General features: G+C 63.8%; 14 protein-coding genes. 7 read left to right on the forward strand and 7 right to left on the reverse strand.

The genetic code is table 11. From position 1 onward, the window contains the following. Window positions 1-11 precede the first annotated feature (11 nt). From secD to FG486_RS03600, 3 genes are read left to right on the forward strand one after another with little or no spacing between them, the layout of a single operon-like run. A complete protein-coding gene (gene secD, locus FG486_RS03590; protein WP_066285084.1) occupies window positions 12-1,616 on the forward strand; it encodes a protein translocase subunit SecD in 1,605 nt (534 codons plus the stop codon). A 15-nt stretch (window positions 1,617-1,631) separates the two neighbouring features. Further along, on the forward strand, window positions 1,632-2,606 hold the full coding sequence (gene secF / locus FG486_RS03595; protein ID WP_066285083.1) for a protein translocase subunit SecF: 975 nt from the start codon (window positions 1,632-1,634) through the stop codon (window positions 2,604-2,606). A 27-nt stretch (window positions 2,607-2,633) separates the two neighbouring features. Further along, a complete protein-coding gene (locus FG486_RS03600; RefSeq protein WP_181266465.1) occupies window positions 2,634-3,026 on the forward strand; it encodes an Mth938-like domain-containing protein in 393 nt (130 codons plus the stop codon). 103 nt (window positions 3,027-3,129) lie between these two features. Here the strand turns inward: FG486_RS03600 and FG486_RS03605 are convergent, their stop codons facing one another. Beyond that, the gene (locus FG486_RS03605) at window positions 3,130-4,080 is read right to left on the reverse strand and encodes a DUF3137 domain-containing protein (RefSeq protein ID WP_181266466.1); all 951 of its coding nucleotides are present in this window, start codon (window positions 4,078-4,080) and stop codon (window positions 3,130-3,132) included. 53 nt (window positions 4,081-4,133) lie between these two features. On the opposite strand from FG486_RS03605, the gene FG486_RS03610 reads away from it, so the two are divergent. Both FG486_RS03610 and FG486_RS03615 read left to right on the forward strand, forming a co-directional pair. Beyond that, window positions 4,134-4,691, forward strand: a complete 558-nt coding sequence (locus FG486_RS03610; RefSeq protein ID WP_181266467.1) for a LemA family protein — start codon at window positions 4,134-4,136, stop codon at window positions 4,689-4,691. A 66-nt stretch (window positions 4,692-4,757) separates the two neighbouring features. Continuing rightward, on the forward strand, window positions 4,758-5,570 hold the full coding sequence (locus FG486_RS03615; RefSeq protein ID WP_066285071.1) for a formate/nitrite transporter family protein: 813 nt from the start codon (window positions 4,758-4,760) through the stop codon (window positions 5,568-5,570). 10 nt (window positions 5,571-5,580) lie between these two features. Here the strand turns inward: FG486_RS03615 and FG486_RS03620 are convergent, their stop codons facing one another. From FG486_RS03620 to FG486_RS03630, 3 genes are all read right to left on the reverse strand, one after another. Beyond that, window positions 5,581-6,351: a sulfite exporter TauE/SafE family protein gene (locus FG486_RS03620; protein WP_060977519.1), complete on the reverse strand. Its 771-nt coding sequence runs from the start codon at window positions 6,349-6,351 to the stop codon at window positions 5,581-5,583. A gap of 37 nt (window positions 6,352-6,388) precedes the next feature. Beyond that, on the reverse strand, window positions 6,389-8,878 hold the full coding sequence (locus FG486_RS03625) for a TonB-dependent receptor (RefSeq protein ID WP_181266468.1): 2,490 nt from the start codon (window positions 8,876-8,878) through the stop codon (window positions 6,389-6,391). Between the two features lie 141 nt (window positions 8,879-9,019). Beyond that, window positions 9,020-9,181 (reverse strand): YezD family protein, encoded by a 162-nt coding sequence (locus tag FG486_RS03630; RefSeq protein ID WP_082751288.1) that lies wholly within the window; start codon window positions 9,179-9,181, stop codon window positions 9,020-9,022. 270 nt (window positions 9,182-9,451) lie between these two features. Here FG486_RS03630 and FG486_RS03635 point away from each other — a divergent pair, with 270 nt between their 5' ends. After that, complete coding sequence (locus FG486_RS03635; RefSeq protein ID WP_181266469.1) at window positions 9,452-10,453, forward strand: sensor histidine kinase; 1,002 nt, start codon at window positions 9,452-9,454, stop codon at window positions 10,451-10,453. Between the two features lie 18 nt (window positions 10,454-10,471). On the opposite strand, the gene FG486_RS03640 is transcribed toward FG486_RS03635, so the two are convergent. From FG486_RS03640 to FG486_RS03650, 3 genes are all read right to left on the reverse strand, one after another. Beyond that, on the reverse strand, window positions 10,472-10,915 hold the full coding sequence (locus FG486_RS03640) for an RrF2 family transcriptional regulator (RefSeq protein WP_066285059.1): 444 nt from the start codon (window positions 10,913-10,915) through the stop codon (window positions 10,472-10,474). Between the two features lie 88 nt (window positions 10,916-11,003). Further along, entirely contained in the window at window positions 11,004-13,523 is a 2,520-nt protein-coding gene (locus FG486_RS03645) for a penicillin-binding protein 1A (RefSeq protein WP_066285054.1), read from the reverse strand. Window positions 13,524-13,724: 201 nt separating this feature from the next. Next, window positions 13,725-14,936 carry an N-acetylmuramoyl-L-alanine amidase gene (locus FG486_RS03650; RefSeq protein WP_181266470.1) on the reverse strand — a complete coding sequence of 404 codons (1,212 nt, stop codon included), beginning with the start codon at window positions 14,934-14,936 and terminating at the stop codon, window positions 13,725-13,727. A gap of 591 nt (window positions 14,937-15,527) precedes the next feature. Between FG486_RS03650 and FG486_RS03655 the strand changes: the two genes are divergently transcribed. Beyond that, window positions 15,528-18,269 carry an Rne/Rng family ribonuclease gene (locus tag FG486_RS03655; RefSeq protein WP_181266471.1) on the forward strand — a complete coding sequence of 914 codons (2,742 nt, stop codon included), beginning with the start codon at window positions 15,528-15,530 and terminating at the stop codon, window positions 18,267-18,269. Window positions 18,270-18,289 lie beyond the last annotated feature (20 nt).

An 18,289-nucleotide genomic window follows, 5' to 3' on the forward strand; every position in this document is an offset into this window, starting at 1 on the left:
AAGCAACACGAATGCTAGATTTTCCGCGCTGGAAAACGATCTCGATCAGCCTGATCCTCGCCCTGGGCGTGCTGATGGCGATCCCCAGCCTGCTGCCTGCGGGCGCAGCCAAATATTATCCCTCGTTCCTGCCGCAGGAAAAGATCAACCTGGGGCTCGACCTTCAGGGAGGCAGCCATATCCTGCTGGAGGGCGACCCCAAGGATGTCGCCGCGCAACGCCTGCAGAACATGGAAGAGACCGTTCGCGCCGCGATGCGCAGCGCCAAGCCGCGCATCGGCATCGGCGACATCTCGCGCGAGGGCGGCAAGCTCTCCTTCCTGGTACGCGACGTTTCCCAAGTCGATGCCGCGCGCGAGCTGATCCTTCCGCTGACCAGCGGCGCGGGCCTGACCGGCCAGCGCGACTGGGACATCGAGGTGCGCGATACGAGCCGCATCGTGTTGACCCCAACCGAGGCAGGTCTGACCCAAGCGCTCGACCAAGCGATGGAAACCGCGACCGAAGTCGTGCGCAAGCGCATCGACGAAATGGGCACGCGCGAGCCGACCATCATCCGCCAGGGCGACAACCGTATCGTGGTGCAGGTGCCCGGCCTTGACGATCCCCAGGCGCTCAAGGACCTTCTCGGCCAGACCGCCGAGCTGGAATTCAAGCTGGTCGACCAGGCTGCCAGCCCCGAGGATATTGCCGCGGGCCGCGCGCCGGTGGGCAGCGAGATCGTGCCCTATCCGACCAATCCCGCGGGCGGCACCCCGATCGCGGTGCGCCGGCTGGGCGGCATTCGCGGCGACAAGCTGACCAATGCGCAGGCGAGCTTCGACCCGCAGACCAACGAGCCTGTCGTGTCGATCACCTTCGACCGTGATGGCGGCGCGCGTTTCGCGCGGTTGACCCAGGAGAATGTCAACAAGCCGTTCGCGATCATCCTCGATGGCGAGGTGCTCTCCGCACCCAATATCAACGAGCCCATCCTGGGCGGATCGGCGCAGATCTCGGGCAGCTTCACCACCGAAAGCGCGAACCAGCTCGCGATCGCGCTGCGCTCCGGCGCCCTGCCGGTGGAGCTCAAGGTCGTGGAGGAACGCTCGGTCGGCCCCGATCTGGGTACGGAATCGATCCAGCTCGGCCTGATCGCCGGCGGCATCGGCACCCTCGCGGTGCTCGCGTTCATGATCATCACCTATGGCCGGTTCGGCGTCTATGCCGATATTGCGCTGGTGCTCAACATCCTGCTGATCCTGGGGATCATGGCGCTGATGAACGCCACGCTGACGCTGCCCGGCATCGCCGGTTTCGTGCTGACGATTGGCGCAGCGGTGGACGCCAACGTGCTGATCAACGAACGCATCCGCGAGGAACGCAAGAACGGGCGGCGGATCATCCAGGCGATCGAGGTGGGCTATACCGAAGCCTCGCGCGCGATTTTCGACGCGAATATCACCAATGTCATCGCGGCGGTGCTGCTATTCCTGTTCGGCTCGGGCCCGGTGCGCGGCTTTGCGGTCGTGCTGATGATCGGCATCGTCACCTCGGTCTGGACCGCTGTGTACGTGACGCGGATGTTCGTCGCCCTGTGGCTCAAGCGCGAACGTCCGCGCGAACTGAACATTTAAGGAAGGCTTGAAACCATGAAGCTCCTCAAGCTTGTCCCCGACAACACCAATTTCCGCTTCCTGCGCTGGCGGCACATCGCCATGGGCATCAGCATCTTCTCGATCATCGCCTCGCTGGTGCTGGTCGGGGTGCGCGGCCTCAACCTCGGCGTCGATTTCGTCGGCGGCCAGATGATCCAGGTGACGTTCGACAAGGTGGCCGAGGCCCCGGTGGCCGAGTTGCGCGAGGATATCGAGGCGCTGAACCTCGGCGAATCGACCATCCAGCGCTTCGGCCAGCCCAACCAGGTCTCGGTCCGCATGCGGCTGGACGGCGATAATCCGGATGAGGTCAACGCCGTCACCAAGCGCGTGACCACGATGATCACCAAGGAATATGCGGCGCAAGGCGCGCGGATCGACGGCGTGGATTCGGTCTCGGGCAAGGTGTCCGAAGAGCTGCTGACCACCGGCGTCTATTCGCTGGTCTTCGCGATGATCGCAATCGCGGTGTACATCTGGTTCCGGTTCGAATGGCAGTTCGGCGTCGCGGCGCTGTTCGCGCTGTTCCACGACGTCGCGATCACCTTCGGTTTCTTCGCGCTCACCCAGCTCGAGTTCAACCTGAACATCATCGCCGCGCTGCTCACCATTATCGGCTATTCGCTCAACGACACGATCGTGGTGTTCGACCGCGTGCGCGAGAACCTGCGCAAATACCGCAAGATGGACATGATCTCGCTGCTCGACCTGTCGACCAACGAGACGCTGTCGCGCACGGTGATGACCTCACTGACCATGCTGATGGCGCTGATGGCGCTGCTGCTCATCGGTCCGGGCGTGATCTTCGGCTTTACCGCCGCGATGACGCTGGGTCTGTTCGTCGGCTGCTATTCGTCGATCTACATGGCCAACCCGATCCTCGTCTGGCTGGGTGTCGGCCCGCACAGCTTCGTACCGCAGCAGACAGAGGCGGACAAGGCCGAGGCCAAGCTCAAGGAAGGCCTGTGATCGCCGGATTCGCTGGTCGGCTGATCCATGGCTGAGTTCACTCAGGATCCGCGCGCGTCCGGCCCGGTGATTACCGGCTTTACCGCGCGCGGCTTCAAGCTCGACGGCGACAATCTGGGCCAGCGTCGCGTCGACGGCGCGCTGGTGCTGACGCCGGTTTCGGCCATGCCCTGGGACGCACCGGCGGTCGAGGCGCTGGATATCGACGCGATGGGCCAGGTGCTGGCGCTCGACCCGGCGCCCGAGTTCATGCTGCTCGGCACTGGCGGCGCCATGACCCACCCTCCCCGCGCCTTCATCCGCGCCATGGAAGAGCGCGGCATCGGTGTCGAGGTGATGGACAGCCGCGCCGCCGCTCGCGCCTGGGGCATATTGCGCTCTGAGGAGCGCTGGATCGCCGCGGCGATCATGCGGCTTTAGACTTCTGTTACTTCCTCGTCATTCTCGCGAAAGCGGGAATCCCGCTGTTCTTCTAATCTCATTGAAAAAGTGGGACCCCGCCTTCGCGGGGGCGACGATTGCCTCAGGTTGAAGCGCCTTCCCTGCGCCGTTCATTCAGACTGATGATCATCTCCGCCAGCGCCCGGAACTGTTCGATCGTCCGTCCGAGCAATTCGCGATCACGATCAGGATTGAGCGAAGCGCTCTCGAACAGATCCTCGCTTTTCACGGTCACCACGACATCGCCCTTGTGGAACAGCGCCTTCAGGCCCTTGCCCTCGAACTTGTCCTCCAACGCGACCAGCCGCTCGCAATAGGCGGGGTGAACAAGATACCGCGCCTCCACCGGGTCGCTGCCATAGACGTCGAATGTGTCCTCGAACCGGGGGTCGACCATCTTCACCCGGTCGAGCTTCATGCCGTTCTTGGTCTGGCTGTCGCCGAACCAGGTCAGCCGCATGCGCTGGCGCTCGACCAGCGTCACGCCATGGAATTCGCGTGCGAAGCGTATCTTGAGAATGACACCGCGGAACACCGTGACGTCGCGCCGATTCTTTCCTGACCCGCGCCGCTCGATGAGATGCGCCTCGTACAGCTGAAAAGGAGTGCCGCCGATCTCGCCCTGCCAGCAATCCTCGCAGGTCTTGCGGGTATAGCCCGGGAGCAGATCATAGGCATAAGCGAGGTTGAACTCGTCTCCGAACGCGGCTTCGGGGCTGTATTCGACGCCAAGGCTGCGCGCGAGCGCGCTGTTGATCTCGCGCTTCAGACTGCTCACCATGTTCTGGCGGATGATGCCCCCCATGGTGAAGCCTATGGCGATGATGGCAAGGCCGACGAAACCGACGGCTTGTCCCCAGAAACCGTCCCATAAGAAACCGAGCAGGAATGGTGCACCCAGGACAAGGCCGCCGACCATGCGCTTTGCTGCCTTGCGCTTGGCCTCCTCGCGTGCGCTCGCCTGGGCCTGCAGCCACTGGCCAAGTTCGCCCGCCAGCAGCGTATCGACATCGGCTATTGTGATCACCGGCATTCCCCCGCCTCTAGCGCCATGGTAATGCTAGGCCGTATATCGGGGGACTGTCTATGGAATGGATCATACTCGGCATCGTCGTCATCGTCCTGCTGGCGGTGATCCTGATCTACAACCGACTGGTGTCGCTGCGCGCCAATTGCCGCCAGGGCTGGGCCGATATCGATGCGGGGCTGCGCCAACGGCACGACCTGATCCCCAATCTGGTGAGCACCGTCCAGGGCTATGCCGCGCACGAGAAAAGCGCGCTCGAAGCGGTGATCGCGGCCCGCGGCCGTGCGCTGGCCGCCCATGGCCCGGCCGAGGCGCAGGGCGCGGAAATGGCGCTGGGCAGCGCACTCAAGAACCTGTTCGCGCTGGCAGAGGCCTATCCCGACCTCAAGGCCAATACCAATTTCCAGACGCTGCAGCACGAGTTGGCCGATGTCGAGGACAAGCTCGCCGCCGCCCGCCGCGCATATAATGCCGCGAGCGCCGACTATAATGCGGGAATCGAATCCTTTCCCGCCGTGCTATTCGCGGGCGCGCTCGGCTTCAAACCGCAGGGTTTCTGGGAACTGGGCAGCGACGAGCGAGCCACGGTCGGCGCAGCGCCCAAGGTCAGCTTCTAGGCCGAAGGCAACGATCCCTCCCCCTGGCGCGTTGAACGACGATACGCGCGTTCACACGGGGGGCACATGGCACGAAACAGCAGGCGCAAGGCGGCGGAGCCCGCGCTCGACGAATTGGCGGACGTTACCACCGCGCTGATCTATCGCGCGATCAGCCGCTCGGGCCGCCACGAACTTGCCCGTCCGTTTTCCGCCCTCTGGTGGTCGGGCGTCGGGGCCGGGCTGGCCATCAGTCTGTCGATCCTGTGCAAGGGCATCTTGACCGCCCTGCTCCCGGATACCGCATGGGCACCGGCGGTCACTAACCTGGGTTATTCGGTTGGCTTCCTCGTCGTGATCATGGGGCGGATGCAGCTGTTCACCGAGAATACGGTGACCCCCATCCTGCCGCTGCTCGCCTATCCGTCGATTTCGCGGCTGAACCAGACGGCGCGGCTCTGGGCCATCGTGTTCGCCGCCAACATGACCGGATGCCTGATCGCCGCCATCCTGATGGTGCATGCTGGCATCATTCCGCCGCTCCAGATGTCCGGCGTGCTGAGCGTCTCGCGCCATTATGCCGAGGTCGCGCCGCTCGATCATCTGCTGTGGGGCATGCCCGCCGGGTTCATGATCGCTTCGCTCGTGTGGATGCTGCCGCGGATCGAAAGCGCGGGCGAAGTGCTGATGATCACCATCGTCACCTACATGATCGGCCTGGGAGGCTTCTCGCATGTCGTCGCGGGTTCGACCGAACTTTTCATCGTGATGCTGATGGGGGAGCTCAGTCCGATCGAGGCCGTGTTCGGCGGCATCCTCCCGGCGCTGGTCGGCAATGTGATCGGCGGTACGGTGATCTTCGCGGCCCTGGCCTATGCACAGGTCCGCGAAGAGATCTGACCGCAACGCATCAGCTGAGCGCCTTCCAGATGCTGTAGACGCTGGTGATGGTGAGCACCGTGCCCACCATGAACAGCAAAAGGCGCGGACGCACATTCTTGGCGAGGATCGCCCCAAATGGCGCGGCCACCACGCCGCCGATGAGCAGACCGATGGTGGCCGTGGTAAAGGCCTCGAACCCCATGGTGAGGATGAAGGTGACCGAGATCGACACGGTCAGGAAGAATTCGGACGCGCTGACCGTCCCGATCGTCTTGCGCGGCTCTCCGCCCTGAATGAGAAGGTTGGAGGTCACCACAGGTCCCCATCCGCCGCCACCCGCAGCGTCGAGAAAGCCGCCCGCCGCACCCAGCGGCGCGACGATGCGCGGGTCCTGGAACTTTGGCGTGGGAAAGCGCCAGGCCCGATAGAGCAGGACGAGCCCGATGCCGGTCAGATAGGCCATGACCAGCGGTCGGGCGACACCTGCATCGACATTGGCGAGCACATAGGCCCCCAATATCCCGCCCCCCACGCCCGGAAGCACGAGCTTGGCAAACAGCCCCCAATCGATATTGCGGTGCCAGGCATGGCTGAGGCCCGACGCCCCGGTCGTGAAAACCTCGGCAAAATGCACGCCTGCCGAGGCTTGCGCCGGGGGCACGCCGAGCACCGAGACCAGCAGCGTGCTGGAGATCACGCCAAAGGCCATGCCCAAGGCGCCATCGACCATCTGCGCGGCAACGCCGACCAGGATATAGGGCCAGATATCGGCAGGGTTCAGTATTCCAAGGTCCGGCACGTGCGGTCCCTTCTGCTGGAGGAAGCTTCAACCACCCTCAAAACCGCGCCGAGACCGTGAGGCCAGCGGTGCGGGGATCGGGCATCTGAGCGGAAATGAGGCCGGTGTTGCCGGGGGTAACGGCGAGCGATTCAAAATATTCCTCGTCAAAGGCATTGCGGATCCACACGAAGAAATCATAGCGGTCAGTGCGGAAGCCCGCGCGGAAATTTTGCAGCGAATAAGCATCGATATCGGTGTAGATCGACCGCGATGCATTTGACGAGAATTTTGAGCGGAAGTTCGCATCATAGCCTGCATAGGCATTGCCCTCGAGCCCGAACACCGTGGCCGGAACGTTATATTCCGCACCCCAGGAAAAGGCCCATTTGGACACGCCCGGCAGCCACTGGCCCGACACATCGCAATTGGCGGGGCTGAGCGCGCCGGGCGTCGCGGCGGGCCCGGGGACCTGCGTCCCGCTCACCGTGGTGCCGCCCGCGAGCTCGGGCGGGCACGGCGCATCGACGAAGCGCACAAACTTGGCGTCGGTGAAAGCGCCGCTGACATAGGCGGTGAAGCGATCCGAAGGCTGGACGCGGAAATCCGCCTCGACCCCGCGGCTGCGTACCTTGTCGGCATTGGCGAGATAACCGCGCAGCACGTTGCTGCCGCTGATATTGCTGATGACGCTGGCCTGGAAGTCCTGGATGTCGGTCCAGAAGGCCGCCAGGTTGAGCGTCGCCTTGTTGTCCCAGAATTTCGTCTTCAGCCCGATCTCGAAATGATCGACCTTTTCCGGCTTGATCACGGCCACTTCGAGTGCGGCCGACCCATCAGCGCGGCTGGGCACGCCGTTGAGGTTGACCCCGCCGGTCTTGAACGAGCGCGCATAGGTCGCATAGGCGTTCACAGCATCGCTGATCTCGTAGCCCAGATTGAGGTCGTACGAGAGGTTCCAGTCGCTGAAATCGACCTCGAAGAATTGCGAGGCCTGAACCCCGCGCTGCGCGGCGATCCAGGGATCGTTGAAGAACGGGCTGGTCGGCACGTTGCTGACGATCTGGCGGGTGCCGTTCGAGGCATTGCCCGTCACGACCGAATCATACTGGCCGTCCTTCTTGTCATAGTTGATGCGGATGCCCGGAGAGACCGTGAAGGCATCGGTGACCTTCCAGTTCAGTTTGCCGAACGCGGCGAGGCTCACATTGTCGAGCCGGATGTCGTTGTTCGCCACCACGCCGTTGAGCACCGCAGGGTTGTTAGACAACGCGCTGGTCGGGTTGAGCAGCCATGCGCTCGCCGCCGGGCCCTGTTCCTGGATGCCCTGGGTGCGGATTTCCTGGTAGAAGGCAAACGCGCCGACGACGAAGTTCAGCCGCTCCGCCTCATAGTTCAGGCGGAATTCCTGCGTGTACTGCTTCTGCTGGGTGGGGTTGTTGACCTTGAGGAAGATCGGCAGGCCGGTAAAGTCGCGGTCGTTCGCTGGGGTCCAGTCCCAGTAGCGATAGGCACTGACCGAGGTCAGCGCGAACTTGCCGAGCTCCCATTCCACCAGCGCCGACACCCCGCCATGTTCGTTGCGCGCGCGGATATTGGCATCGAGGTCCGTGACGCGATCGAACGGATCGGTGCTGGGCACAGCATAGCCGGGGAAGCGCGCAATCAGCGCGGCATATTGCCGGTTGGCCGCACGCTGCGTGGTGCCGACGCGGGCATAGATCTGCACGCAGCAGATCGGGTCCTGGATGTTGTAATCGCCCGACAGGGTGACCTTGAAGCTGTCGCTGGGCTGCCAAAGCAGCGCGCCGCGAATGCCGAGATTGTCGAGGCTGTTGACGTTCTGGCCGGTCTTAACGTTGAGGATCGTGCCGCGCCGGTCGGTCGAGGACAGGCTGATCCGCGCCGCAATGGTATTCGAGATCGGGCCGGAGATCGTCGCCTTGGCCTGCTTGAAATCGTAATTTCCGACGCTCAGTTCGGCGCGCCCCTCGAAGGTGAAGCTGGGCGCGCGGGTGCGGATGTTGATCGCGCCGGCGGTGGTGTTCTTGCCGTAAAGCGTGCCCTGTGGTCCGCGCAGCACCTCGACCTGTTCGACATCGACAAAATCGAGCGTCGCCGAGGCGATGCGATTGTAATAGACTTGGTCGATATAGATGCCGACGCCCTGTTCGAACCCGTCGTTGGTGAGGCCGAACGGCGCGCCGATACCGCGGATGTTGACGAACGTGTTGCGCGGGTTGGTCGAATAGAATTGCAACGTCGGCTGGATCTGGGTGAGCCGGTTGATGTTGAACAGGCCCTGCGAATCCACCTGCGCCGCATCGATGACGGACAGCGCGATCGGCACGTCCTGGATATCCTCGTCGCGGCGGCGGGCGGTCACGATGATCACGTTGTCGCCCTGATCATCGGCAGCATCGGCCTGGATGGCAGAATCGGCCTGCGCGGCCTCGTTCTCGGTTTCGGCTGCCTGCGCCTGGAAAGGGATGGCGAGCGCGAAGGCCAGCGCCGCAAGCGATGCGCGCGCAGGAACGAATTTGGACATTTGGAAAGACCCCCGAATGTGGAAGTGCTTCCGGATGTCCGGTCGGCACGCAGCGTGTTGGGCAACATGGAGAAACGCTCGAAAAATGCCGGTCCGGTCAGCCCGGTCCCGGCAGTCAGAGGGATAGTTTGGCGTGGAAGCTCAGCTGAAGCGCTGGCGCTCGGTCACGTCCATCTGCACCAGCTTGCCATCATGCACGGTCAGCACGATGGCACCGAAGCGCAGTCGGGAAATGGCATCGGAAATGGTCGAGATCGGCAGCGGCGTGCGCAGTGCCGCGTTCTCGGGCTTGGCGGGAGGCATCGGTTTACTCCTCGAAGAGATCTGGTGCGGACCGGCTGCATGCAGCATGGCCCGCAAGAGAAAGGCTATTCTCTACCATTCCAGTTGGCAAGATAGATTTTCTTGCTTCCCCTGGACGGACGACCAACCGCCTCGGGCAAGCGTCAGAGCGAAAAATTGCGCCATTTTTGGGCGAAATCGCCCGTGCCATCGGCTTGCACCGCCAAATATTGGCTTTTACAAAGCGGTTTGCGGACGTTTGCATCCGCTTTCCTGCTGACGAGAGTGACGATGAACCGGTTCGTAAAGGCAGGCACGCTGTTTCGTCGTGACTGGCGATTGGGCTATGGCCTCTCGATCGGCACATTCGCTCTGGCGCTGATCAGCCGCTTCCACCTGCAGGGCACGCTCCCGCCAGGATTCCCCTATCTTACCTTTTTCCCCGCCGTGATCGTCACGACCTTTCTGGCCGGATTGTGGCCAGGGATGCTGTGTGCCGTGCTGTGCGGTCTTGCGGCGCTCTATTTCTTCATCCCCCCGGTCAACAGCTTCGCGATGGACGGGGCGAGCTTGATTGCGATCGGCTTCTACATCTTCATCGTGACGGTCGACATTGCGCTGATCCATTTCATGCATCGCGCCGCCGATCGGCTGGAGGCGAAGAAGCGCGTGACCGAAGAGCTGTACGATCAGCAGCGCACGATGTTTCAGGAACTGCAGCACCGTGTCGCCAACAACATGACCTTCGTCTCGGCGCTGCTGCAGCTGCAGAAGCGCAAGGTGGCGACCGATCCGGCCTCGGCCAGCTCGGCGCTCGACGAGGCGCAGAGCCGGATCGAGACGATGTCGCGCATCCACCGGCGCCTGTATGATCCGGCATCGGTCGATCTGCCGGTGGCAGAATATTTCCAGGAAATCTGCACCGACCTGCTGCAGGCGACGGGCGCGCGCAACATCGTGTGCCTGGTCGACATGCCGGCGGTGAAACTGGATATCGCCCGGCTGACGACGCTGTCGCTGCTCGTTACCGAGCTCGTCACCAACAGCCTCAAGCACGCCTTTGCCGACGATGGCGGCACGATCACGCTGAAGCTGGAACAGCTCGATCCGCAGCGGCTGGCACTGACCGTCAGCGACAATGGCCGCGGTGTGCCGCAGGGCGTCGACGTGACGGCGAGCAAGGGTCTGGGTACCCGGATCGTGCAATCGCTCGCCGCGCAGCTGGGCGGAGAGGTCAAGGCGCTGACCGGACTGCGCAAGGGCGCGGCCTGGCAGGTGGTGTTCGCCGCCTGAACCGGCCAGGGCGTGGTCTCAATCGACCATGGCCCCTTCGAATGCAGCCACCGGCGCGATCGGATCGGCAAGCGTGATCTCATCGAGGATCACCGCCGTCTCGTCGCGCACCTTGAGCATCAGCGCGCGCAGTCGGCACTCGTCCTCGGCCAGGCAGTTCTTGCACTTTTCATAGGCATAGCGGCTGGCACATGGCACCAGGGCCAGCGATCCGCTGGTGATGCGGACGATATCACCATAGCGGATATCGACCGGCGCCAGGCCCAGCGCATAGCCGCCATCCTTGCCGCGTTGCGAATGCACCAGCCCTGCCCGCGCCATTTCCGACAGGATCACGGTCAGGAATTTCGGCGGAATGTTCTGCGCAGAGGCGATCTCGTCCAGATGCACCAGCCCCTTGCCGTAATGATCGGCAAGGTGCTGCAAGGCACGGATGGTGTAGCGGACTTTCTGGCTGAGCATGGTCCAATGCCCGTTACGCCTCCCAGCCCGATTTTTCAACCCGAACGGTAGAGTGAAACGCCCTGCGCGATGCGTTGCCCTCGGCGCGTCAGTAGATGCCGCCCTGTTGCTGCAGGAATTCGCTGTCGCTGCGCGCCCGTGCTGCAGGACCCGTGCGCTTCTGCACCGCCTTGACCGCTGCGGCCATTTCTTCCGGGCGGATCGAACGGCGCGGTTCGGTTTCGGGCTTGAACGCCTCCCAGATCACTGCTGCCTTGGCCTCGTTGCCCGGCCAGGCGCCATAGACACGGCGGCCCGAACGGCGATCGATGCGCACCATGCGCGTGCCCGGCGGGGCGAGAAACTCGCTGACCGGAAGGCTGGGGAAGATTTCCTTGGCGAACTGCTTGAACACCGGCGCGGCGAGCCTACCGCCCTGGGCATAGCCGCCCATGCTGCGCGGCTGGTCGAAGCCAAGATAGACGCCGGCCACGACATCGGGCGTGCCACCGACGAACCAGACATTGGTGGGGCCGCTGGTGGTGCCGGTCTTGCCGAACATCGGTCGCTTGAGGTCTGCCAGCGTCACCGCGGTTCCGCGCGTGATCACGCCTTCGAGCATGTGCACGACCTGATAGCTGGTGATCGGATCGAGGATCTGCCGCCCGCGCTGCGCAAAGCGCGGCATCGGCTTGCCATCCCACTTCGCCATGTTGCAGCGTTCGCAGACGCGCGGATCGGAACGGAAGATCACCTTGCCGCGCCGGTCCTGGACATAGTCGATAAGCGTCGGCTTGAGCTCGCGGCCATGGTTGACCAGCATCGAATAGGCGTTGGTGATCTTCATGACGGTGGTATCGCCCGCGCCGAGCGCGATCGAAAGATAGGGCTTGTAATCGCCGATGCCGACAGCCTTGATCGTCTTGACCACATTGGCCATGCCCGCATCGCTCGCGGCGCGCACCGTCATCAGGTTGCGCGACTGTTCGAGACCCCAGCGCATCGTCTGCGGCCCGGCCCCGCGCGATCCGCCGAAATTGCGGAAGCACTTGTTGCCGAGACTCGCCGACTGATAGACGCAGAAGGTGCCGTCGACGATCTGCGTCGCGGGCGTCATCCCGTTGTCGAGCGCGGTCGCGTAGACGAAGGGCTTGATCGTGGAGCCCGGCTGGCGATCGGCCTGGGTGGCGCGATTGAACGGGCTGATCTGCGAATCGAACCCGCCCTGCATCGCATAGACCCGGCCCGAGCGGGGGTTCTGCACTACCATGCCGCCCGAAATCTCGGGTACGTTGCGCAGCGCATAGGTGTCGCCCGACATCGGCGCGACCGCAATGATGTCACCCGGCTTCATCGAATCGAACGCGGTGCCGCCGACGCGCTTGCGCGGCATGGTGGCGGTCGAGCGCGGAAGCACGCCCTTGTCGCCATTGGCAAATCCGATTTCGGCGGCGCTGGCCGACTTGTCGATCACCACCGCGACGCGCCAGTTCTCGTAATCGATGTCGATATAGGTCGATGCCAGGCGCGAGGCCCATTGATCGTCCATCTCGATCTTGTTGAGCGGACCGCTCCAGCCGCTGCCGCGATCATAGCGCAGCAAGGCGTCGCGCAGCGCCTCGGTGGTCGCGCGCTGCATCGCGGGGTCGAGCGAGGTGCGCACCCACAGGCCGCCGGCATAGACGCTGTTGGGGCCGTCCTCGCGCTTCTCGCCGAATTTCTCGACGAGCTGGCGGCGCACTTCCTCGACGAAATAGCCGCCGACCTTGTCGAAATTGTCGCCGGTGCGCGGGATGGTGCCAAGCGGTTCGGCCTGCGCGGCGAGCATCTGCGCTCGCGTGATCCAGCCGTTGGACTGCATCGCGCCCAGCGCCCAGTTGCGGCGTTCGAGCGCGCGTTCCATGTGCACTTCGGGCCGGTAATTGGACGGTGCCTTGGGCAGGATGGCGAGATACGCCGCTTCGTGCAGCTTCAGATCGGCGACATCCTTGCCAAAATAGGCCCGCGCCGCCGCCTGCACGCCATAGGCGTTACGGCCGAGATAGATCTCGTTGAGATAAAGTTCGAGGATTTCCTGCTTGGTCAGCACGTCCTCGATGCGATAGGCGAGGATCGCCTCGCGGATCTTGCGGGTGATCGAATATTCGTCGCCCAGCAGCAGGTTCTTGGCAACCTGCTGGGTGATGGTGGAGCCGCCACGCGCGCGCTGTCCCGAACCCAGCTTGGTGACATAATCGAACACTGCCGAGGCGAGCCCCGGATAATCAAGGCCGTTGTGCGAGAAGAAATTCTTGTCTTCGGCAGACAGGAACGCGCGGATCAGCGGCAGCGGATAATCCTTGTACTGCAACTGCACGCGGCGCTCGCGCGCATAGCTGTTGACGATCTCGCCATCGACGCCGCGCACCATGGTGGGAAGGTCCGGTTCGTAATCGACCAGGGTATCCGCCGAAGGCAGATCGCGCGCGAAGATAACCCAGATCAGGAAAACGCCCAGCAGTGCCAGACCCAGCAGATACGCCGCCCAGCGCACCCAGCGCTTCTGCCACGCATCGCGCAGGGCCACCATCGCGCCCTCGCCGTCACGCCGCATGCTATAGGCGGAACCGCCGCTTTCACCCTCGCTCATGCCCGCGCGACTAGCACAGGATTCCTGAACAAGGCCAGAGCGGATTGGCGAGGGTTGCGACAGTTGACATGGACCGCTTGCGCCTAACCCGCCCTTCCCGTCACGCCCGTGCAGGCGGGGGTCCCGCTACTGACGCAGAGGGTTGAAGACGAAGCGGGATTCCCGCTTTCGCGGGAATGACGATATAGCTGCGGCGAGGATTTACCACGAAGCGAGCTTGCGTGCGAAGAACACGGTGACCGCCTGACTCACCGATTCCGCGATACGCTTGCGATAGCTGGGGGAATTGAGCAGCGCGATGTCCTCCTCGTTGCTGACATAGCCTGTCTCGAGCAGGACCGACGGCACATCGGGGGCTTTCAGCACCATCAGCGAGGCGAAACGGTGGGAATCGGTGCGAAAGTTCATCTTCGCCTCGCCTTCGCGCCGCAGCAGCCGCGCGAAATCGGCAGAGAGGTTCATCGTCTCGCGCTGGGTCAGGTCGATCAGGATCGACGATACGTCCGACGGCGCATCGGCGAGATTCACGCCGTTCAGGATGTCGGCCTTGTTCTCGCGCGCGGCGAGCCGGGCTGCCTCGCGATCCGAGGCGACCTCGGACAGCGTGTAGATGGTCGCGCCGCGCGCGGTCTGCGAGGCGGCGGCATCGGCATGGACCGAGATGAACAGGTCCGCGCCGAGGCGGCGAGCGATGCCATAGCGCTCCTGCAGCACCAGGAAGGTGTCGCTGTCGCGGGTCAGCGCAACGCGCACGCGTCCCGTCTTGAGCAGCTCGTCGCGGATGGCGCGGGCGACCTGCAATGTGACCTTGCTTTCGCGCGTTCCGTCATGCGGGCTGATCGCGCCCGGATCGTGGCCGCCATGCCCCGCATCGATCACCACCAGCGGGCGGCTGTCATCCTTGGGCCCTTCGATCCTGGGCAGCGGCGGCGCCTTGCTCGGCTTGGGCAGCGGAATGCGCACGCTGTAGCGGCGCTGCGGCGGTTCCGCGCGGAAATTGGCGGGCGGCACGAACGACTGGCGCGGGGCATTGAGAACGCCAACAAGCTCGGACGATCCCAGCTCCTTGACCGACAGGGTCAGGCTCCGGCCATCTTCGGAGAAGGTGCCTGCGCTCACCATCGCCGGCCGATCGAGATCGAGCACGATCCGCGCGGTATCGCTGTCGAACTGGGCCATGCGGACGTTGCGGAACAGGCCCTGCTGGGTCAGCGCATTGGCGCGCGCGGTTGCGCCCTTGATGTCGATCGCGATGCGGTCGGGGCCGCTCAGGACGAAGCTGCTGGCGCTTTCTATCGGATCGTCGAAGTGCAGCACCACCTGGTTGGCGCGGATTTCGACATTGGAGACCTCGCCCGCCTGAACGGGCATGGTGCATGCCATCGACGCGCAGATGGAGGTCAGCCACAGCATGGCCCTGTTATGCCTCCGGCGCGAATGTCCGGTCCAGTGCAATTTCATGATTCCCGGATTCCTGCCTGATCGCTTGATGAAGGCAGGATTAGGGTTAAGCGGGAAAAACCCTGTGAAACGACCTGGTTAACAGGAATTTCAGCATGAATCGGCAAGACCGGGCATGGGCAACATACGCTATTGCGCCGTGTCCCTGTTCAATAACGGCCGGGTGGTCGTGCGGTTGAGCTTTTTGTTGCTGTATTGCGCGGGCGATGCTAGCAAAGCCTTGCGGCTCATTGGCTTGACGGTCATCGCCCGCACTCACTGACAGCATTGCGGCCCCGATTGCCGCAGATGCCGTATCACCAGGTTGACGCTTTATGGGTTTGAATACCGCCTTTTCCGCCACCCCGCTTCCGGGCGGTTGGCTGCGGAAAAGCGACGCGGCCAGTGCGCTTGACGCCCTGCAAACCCGTTCAGCAGACACAATCCTTATCGAACAAACCCGTTTGCGCACCGCCCCCCTGATCGGGAGCGCCAGCGCCATAACAGACAGAAGCGCAGCGACCCGGCCGGTTCCGCCCGGTGCGCGCGCACGGAGAATATTGAATGACAACGCGCATGTTGATCGATGCGCGCCACCAGGAAGAAACCCGGGTGGCGGTGCTCAAGGGAAACCGGATTGAGGAATTCGACTTTGAATCTGCCGAACACAAGCAGATCAAGGGCAATATCTATCTCGCCAAGGTTACTCGCGTAGAACCCTCGCTGCAGGCGGCTTTCGTCGATTATGGCGGCAACCGGCATGGCTTCCTCGCCTTCTCGGAAATCCATCCCGACTATTACCAGATCCCGCGCGAGGACAAGATCGCGCTGCTTGCCGAAGAGGCTCGCCACGCGCGCGAAGAGGCTGAAGCACTCGCCGCCGAGGAAGAAGAAGATGATGCCGCCGGCCGCGGTGGCGAAGAAGGCAGCTATGACGACGGATTGTCGGACGAGGGCCTGATCGAGACCGACGAAGAACCGATCCGCGCCGAGACGCTTTCGGGCGACAATGACGGCGATTCCGACAGCGACGAAGGCGAGAGCGAAAGCGAAAGCGAAGCCGAAGAATCGCGCGAGAATAACGGCAATGGCCGCAATGGCGGTCGTCGCCGTCGTCGCGATGGCCGTGGCGGTAAGGCCAAGGCCAGCGACGAGGCGCGCACCAGCCGCATGGCGCTGCGCCGCCGCTACAAGATCCAGGACGTCATCCAGCGCCGCCAGGTCATGCTGGTGCAGGTCGTCAAGGAAGAGCGCGGCAACAAGGGTGCCGCGCTGACCACCTATCTCTCGCTCGCGGGCCGTTATTGCGTGCTCATGCCCAACAGCGCGCATGGCGGCGGCATCAGCCGCAAGATCAGCAACGCTTCGGACCGCAAGCGGCTGAAGTCGATCATCGCCGAGATGAAGCTGCCCGCGACCATGGGCTGCATCGTGCGCACTGCCGGCCTTTCGCGCACCAAGCCCGAGATCAAGCGCGACTTCGACTATCTCGCCCGGCTGTGGGACGAGATCCGCGAGAAGACGCTCAAGGCCTCTGCCCCTGCGATCATCCATTCGGACAGCGACCTCATCAAGCGGGCGATCCGCGACATCTACAATCGCGACATCGAGGAAGTGCTGGTCGAGGGCGAGGCAGGATACCGCGCCGCCAAGGACTTCATGAAGCTGCTGATGCCCAGCCATGCGCGCCGGGTGAAGAGCTATTCGGACCCGGTGCCGCTGTTCCAGCGTTATGGCACCGAAGACCAGCTTTCGGCGATGTACGAACCGGTGGTGCAGCTCAAGTCGGGGGGCTATCTGGTCATCAACCCGACCGAGGCTCTGGTATCGATCGACATCAACTCGGGCCGCTCCACCAAGGAGCACGGGATCGAGGCGACCGCGCTCAACACCAACCTGGAAGCCGCGCGCGAGATCGCCCGGCAGCTGCGCCTGCGCGACATGGCGGGCCTGGTCGTCATCGATTTCATCGACATGGAATATGGCTCGAACATCCGCAAGGTCGAGAAGGCCATGCGCGATGCGCTGAAGAGCGACCGTGCCCGCATCCAGGTCGGCCGCATCTCGGGCTTCGGCCTGATGGAAATGAGCCGCCAGCGCCTGCGCACCGGCGTGCTCGAGGCATCGACCCGCACCTGCCCACATTGCGACGGCACGGGCCTGGTCCGCACCGCATCGTCGGCGGGCCTGTCGGCGCTGCGCCTGCTCGAGGAAGAGGCAGCGCGGGGTCATGGCAGCATCATTACGCTGCGCACCAGCCAGGAAGCGTCGATCTACGTCCTCAACAACAAGCGCCGCGACATTGCCGAGATCGAGGAGCGGTTCGGCGTGCGCATCGAAATTCTGCCGAATGGGGAGAATGAAGGCGCGAAGATGGAAGTGACCGCCAGCGGCCCGCGTCCGGAAAAGGTCGTCACCTTCCAGCCGATCATCGACGATGACGACGACGATATCGAAGACGAAATCGACGAGATCGAAGAAGAGGAAGAGGTCAGCGAGAAGCGCGGCGGTCGCGGAAACCGTGGTGATCGTGCAGATCGCGGCGAGCGCGGCGAGCGCCCCGCCGAGCAGCGCAGCAGCGAGGAAGGCGAAGGAGGCGGCCGTTCCAAGCGTCGCCGTCGGCGTCGCGGCAAGCGCGGGCGGCGCGATGGCGATCAGCCCCAGGGCGAAATCGGTAGCGAGGCGCAGATCGATAACGGCGAACAGGTCGCTGAACCGGTCGCATCGGCTGACGCCGAAGCCCCGGCCGAAGCCGAAGCAACCGAAGCCGTCGAGACCACCGAAGATGGCGGCGAGGCCAAGCCGAAGCGCGCCCGCCGTGGTCGCCGTGGCGGTCGCAACCGCAAGAATGGCGAGGCTGGCGAAGACAGCGTCGAAACCGCTGGCGACGACGCTGCGGCAGAAGCCCCTGCCGAGCCGGTGAGCGAGGAAGCAGCAGCGCCTGCCGAAGCCCCCGCAGAGCCTGAGTCCGAGCCGGTGGCCGAAAAGCCCAAGCGCAAGCGCGCTTCGCGGGCGAAGAAGCCGGCCGTCGAGGCAGAGGCAGAGGCTCCTGCCGAAGCGCCCGCTGCCGAGGCTGAGCCTGCTGCGGAAGCCGAATCTGTCGCAAAGCCCAAGGCCAAGCGCGCGCCGCGCAAGAAGGCAGCGCCGAAGGCCGAAGCCGCCGAAACGGTTGCAGCCGAACCTGCGCCCGAGCCGGTGGCCGAGGCAGAACCTGCCGCAGCCGATACGGCCAAGGCCGCCGAAGCACCCGCCGAAAGCACCGAACCGCCGCGTCGCGGCTGGTGGCAGCGCACTTTCGGCAATTAAAGGGTTTTAAGTCGCAACAA

Source organism: Blastomonas ursincola, assembly GCF_013607875.1.
In the GTDB taxonomy this organism is placed as follows: Bacteria; Pseudomonadota; Alphaproteobacteria; order Sphingomonadales; family Sphingomonadaceae; genus Blastomonas; species Blastomonas ursincola.

Bases quoted from the DNA above. Each gene is read 5' to 3' on its own strand.
- secD (WP_066285084.1), top strand. From the start codon at position 12: ATGCTAGATTTTCCGCGCTGGAAAACGATCTCGATCAGCCTGATCCTC.
- secF (WP_066285083.1), top strand. From the start codon at position 1,632: ATGAAGCTCCTCAAGCTTGTCCCCGACAACACCAATTTCCGCTTCCTG.
- FG486_RS03600 (WP_181266465.1), top strand. From the start codon at position 2,634: ATGGCTGAGTTCACTCAGGATCCGCGCGCGTCCGGCCCGGTGATTACC.
- FG486_RS03605 (WP_181266466.1), bottom strand. From the start codon at position 4,080: ATGCCGGTGATCACAATAGCCGATGTCGATACGCTGCTGGCGGGCGAA.
- FG486_RS03610 (WP_181266467.1), top strand. From the start codon at position 4,134: ATGGAATGGATCATACTCGGCATCGTCGTCATCGTCCTGCTGGCGGTG.
- FG486_RS03615 (WP_066285071.1), top strand. From the start codon at position 4,758: ATGGCACGAAACAGCAGGCGCAAGGCGGCGGAGCCCGCGCTCGACGAA.
- FG486_RS03625 (WP_181266468.1), bottom strand. From the start codon at position 8,878: ATGTCCAAATTCGTTCCTGCGCGCGCATCGCTTGCGGCGCTGGCCTTC.
- FG486_RS03630 (WP_082751288.1), bottom strand. From the start codon at position 9,181: ATGCCTCCCGCCAAGCCCGAGAACGCGGCACTGCGCACGCCGCTGCCG.
- FG486_RS03635 (WP_181266469.1), top strand. From the start codon at position 9,452: ATGAACCGGTTCGTAAAGGCAGGCACGCTGTTTCGTCGTGACTGGCGA.
- FG486_RS03640 (WP_066285059.1), bottom strand. From the start codon at position 10,915: ATGCTCAGCCAGAAAGTCCGCTACACCATCCGTGCCTTGCAGCACCTT.
- FG486_RS03645 (WP_066285054.1), bottom strand. From the start codon at position 13,523: ATGAGCGAGGGTGAAAGCGGCGGTTCCGCCTATAGCATGCGGCGTGAC.
- FG486_RS03650 (WP_181266470.1), bottom strand. From the start codon at position 14,936: ATGCTGTGGCTGACCTCCATCTGCGCGTCGATGGCATGCACCATGCCC.
- FG486_RS03655 (WP_181266471.1), top strand. From the start codon at position 15,528: ATGACAACGCGCATGTTGATCGATGCGCGCCACCAGGAAGAAACCCGG.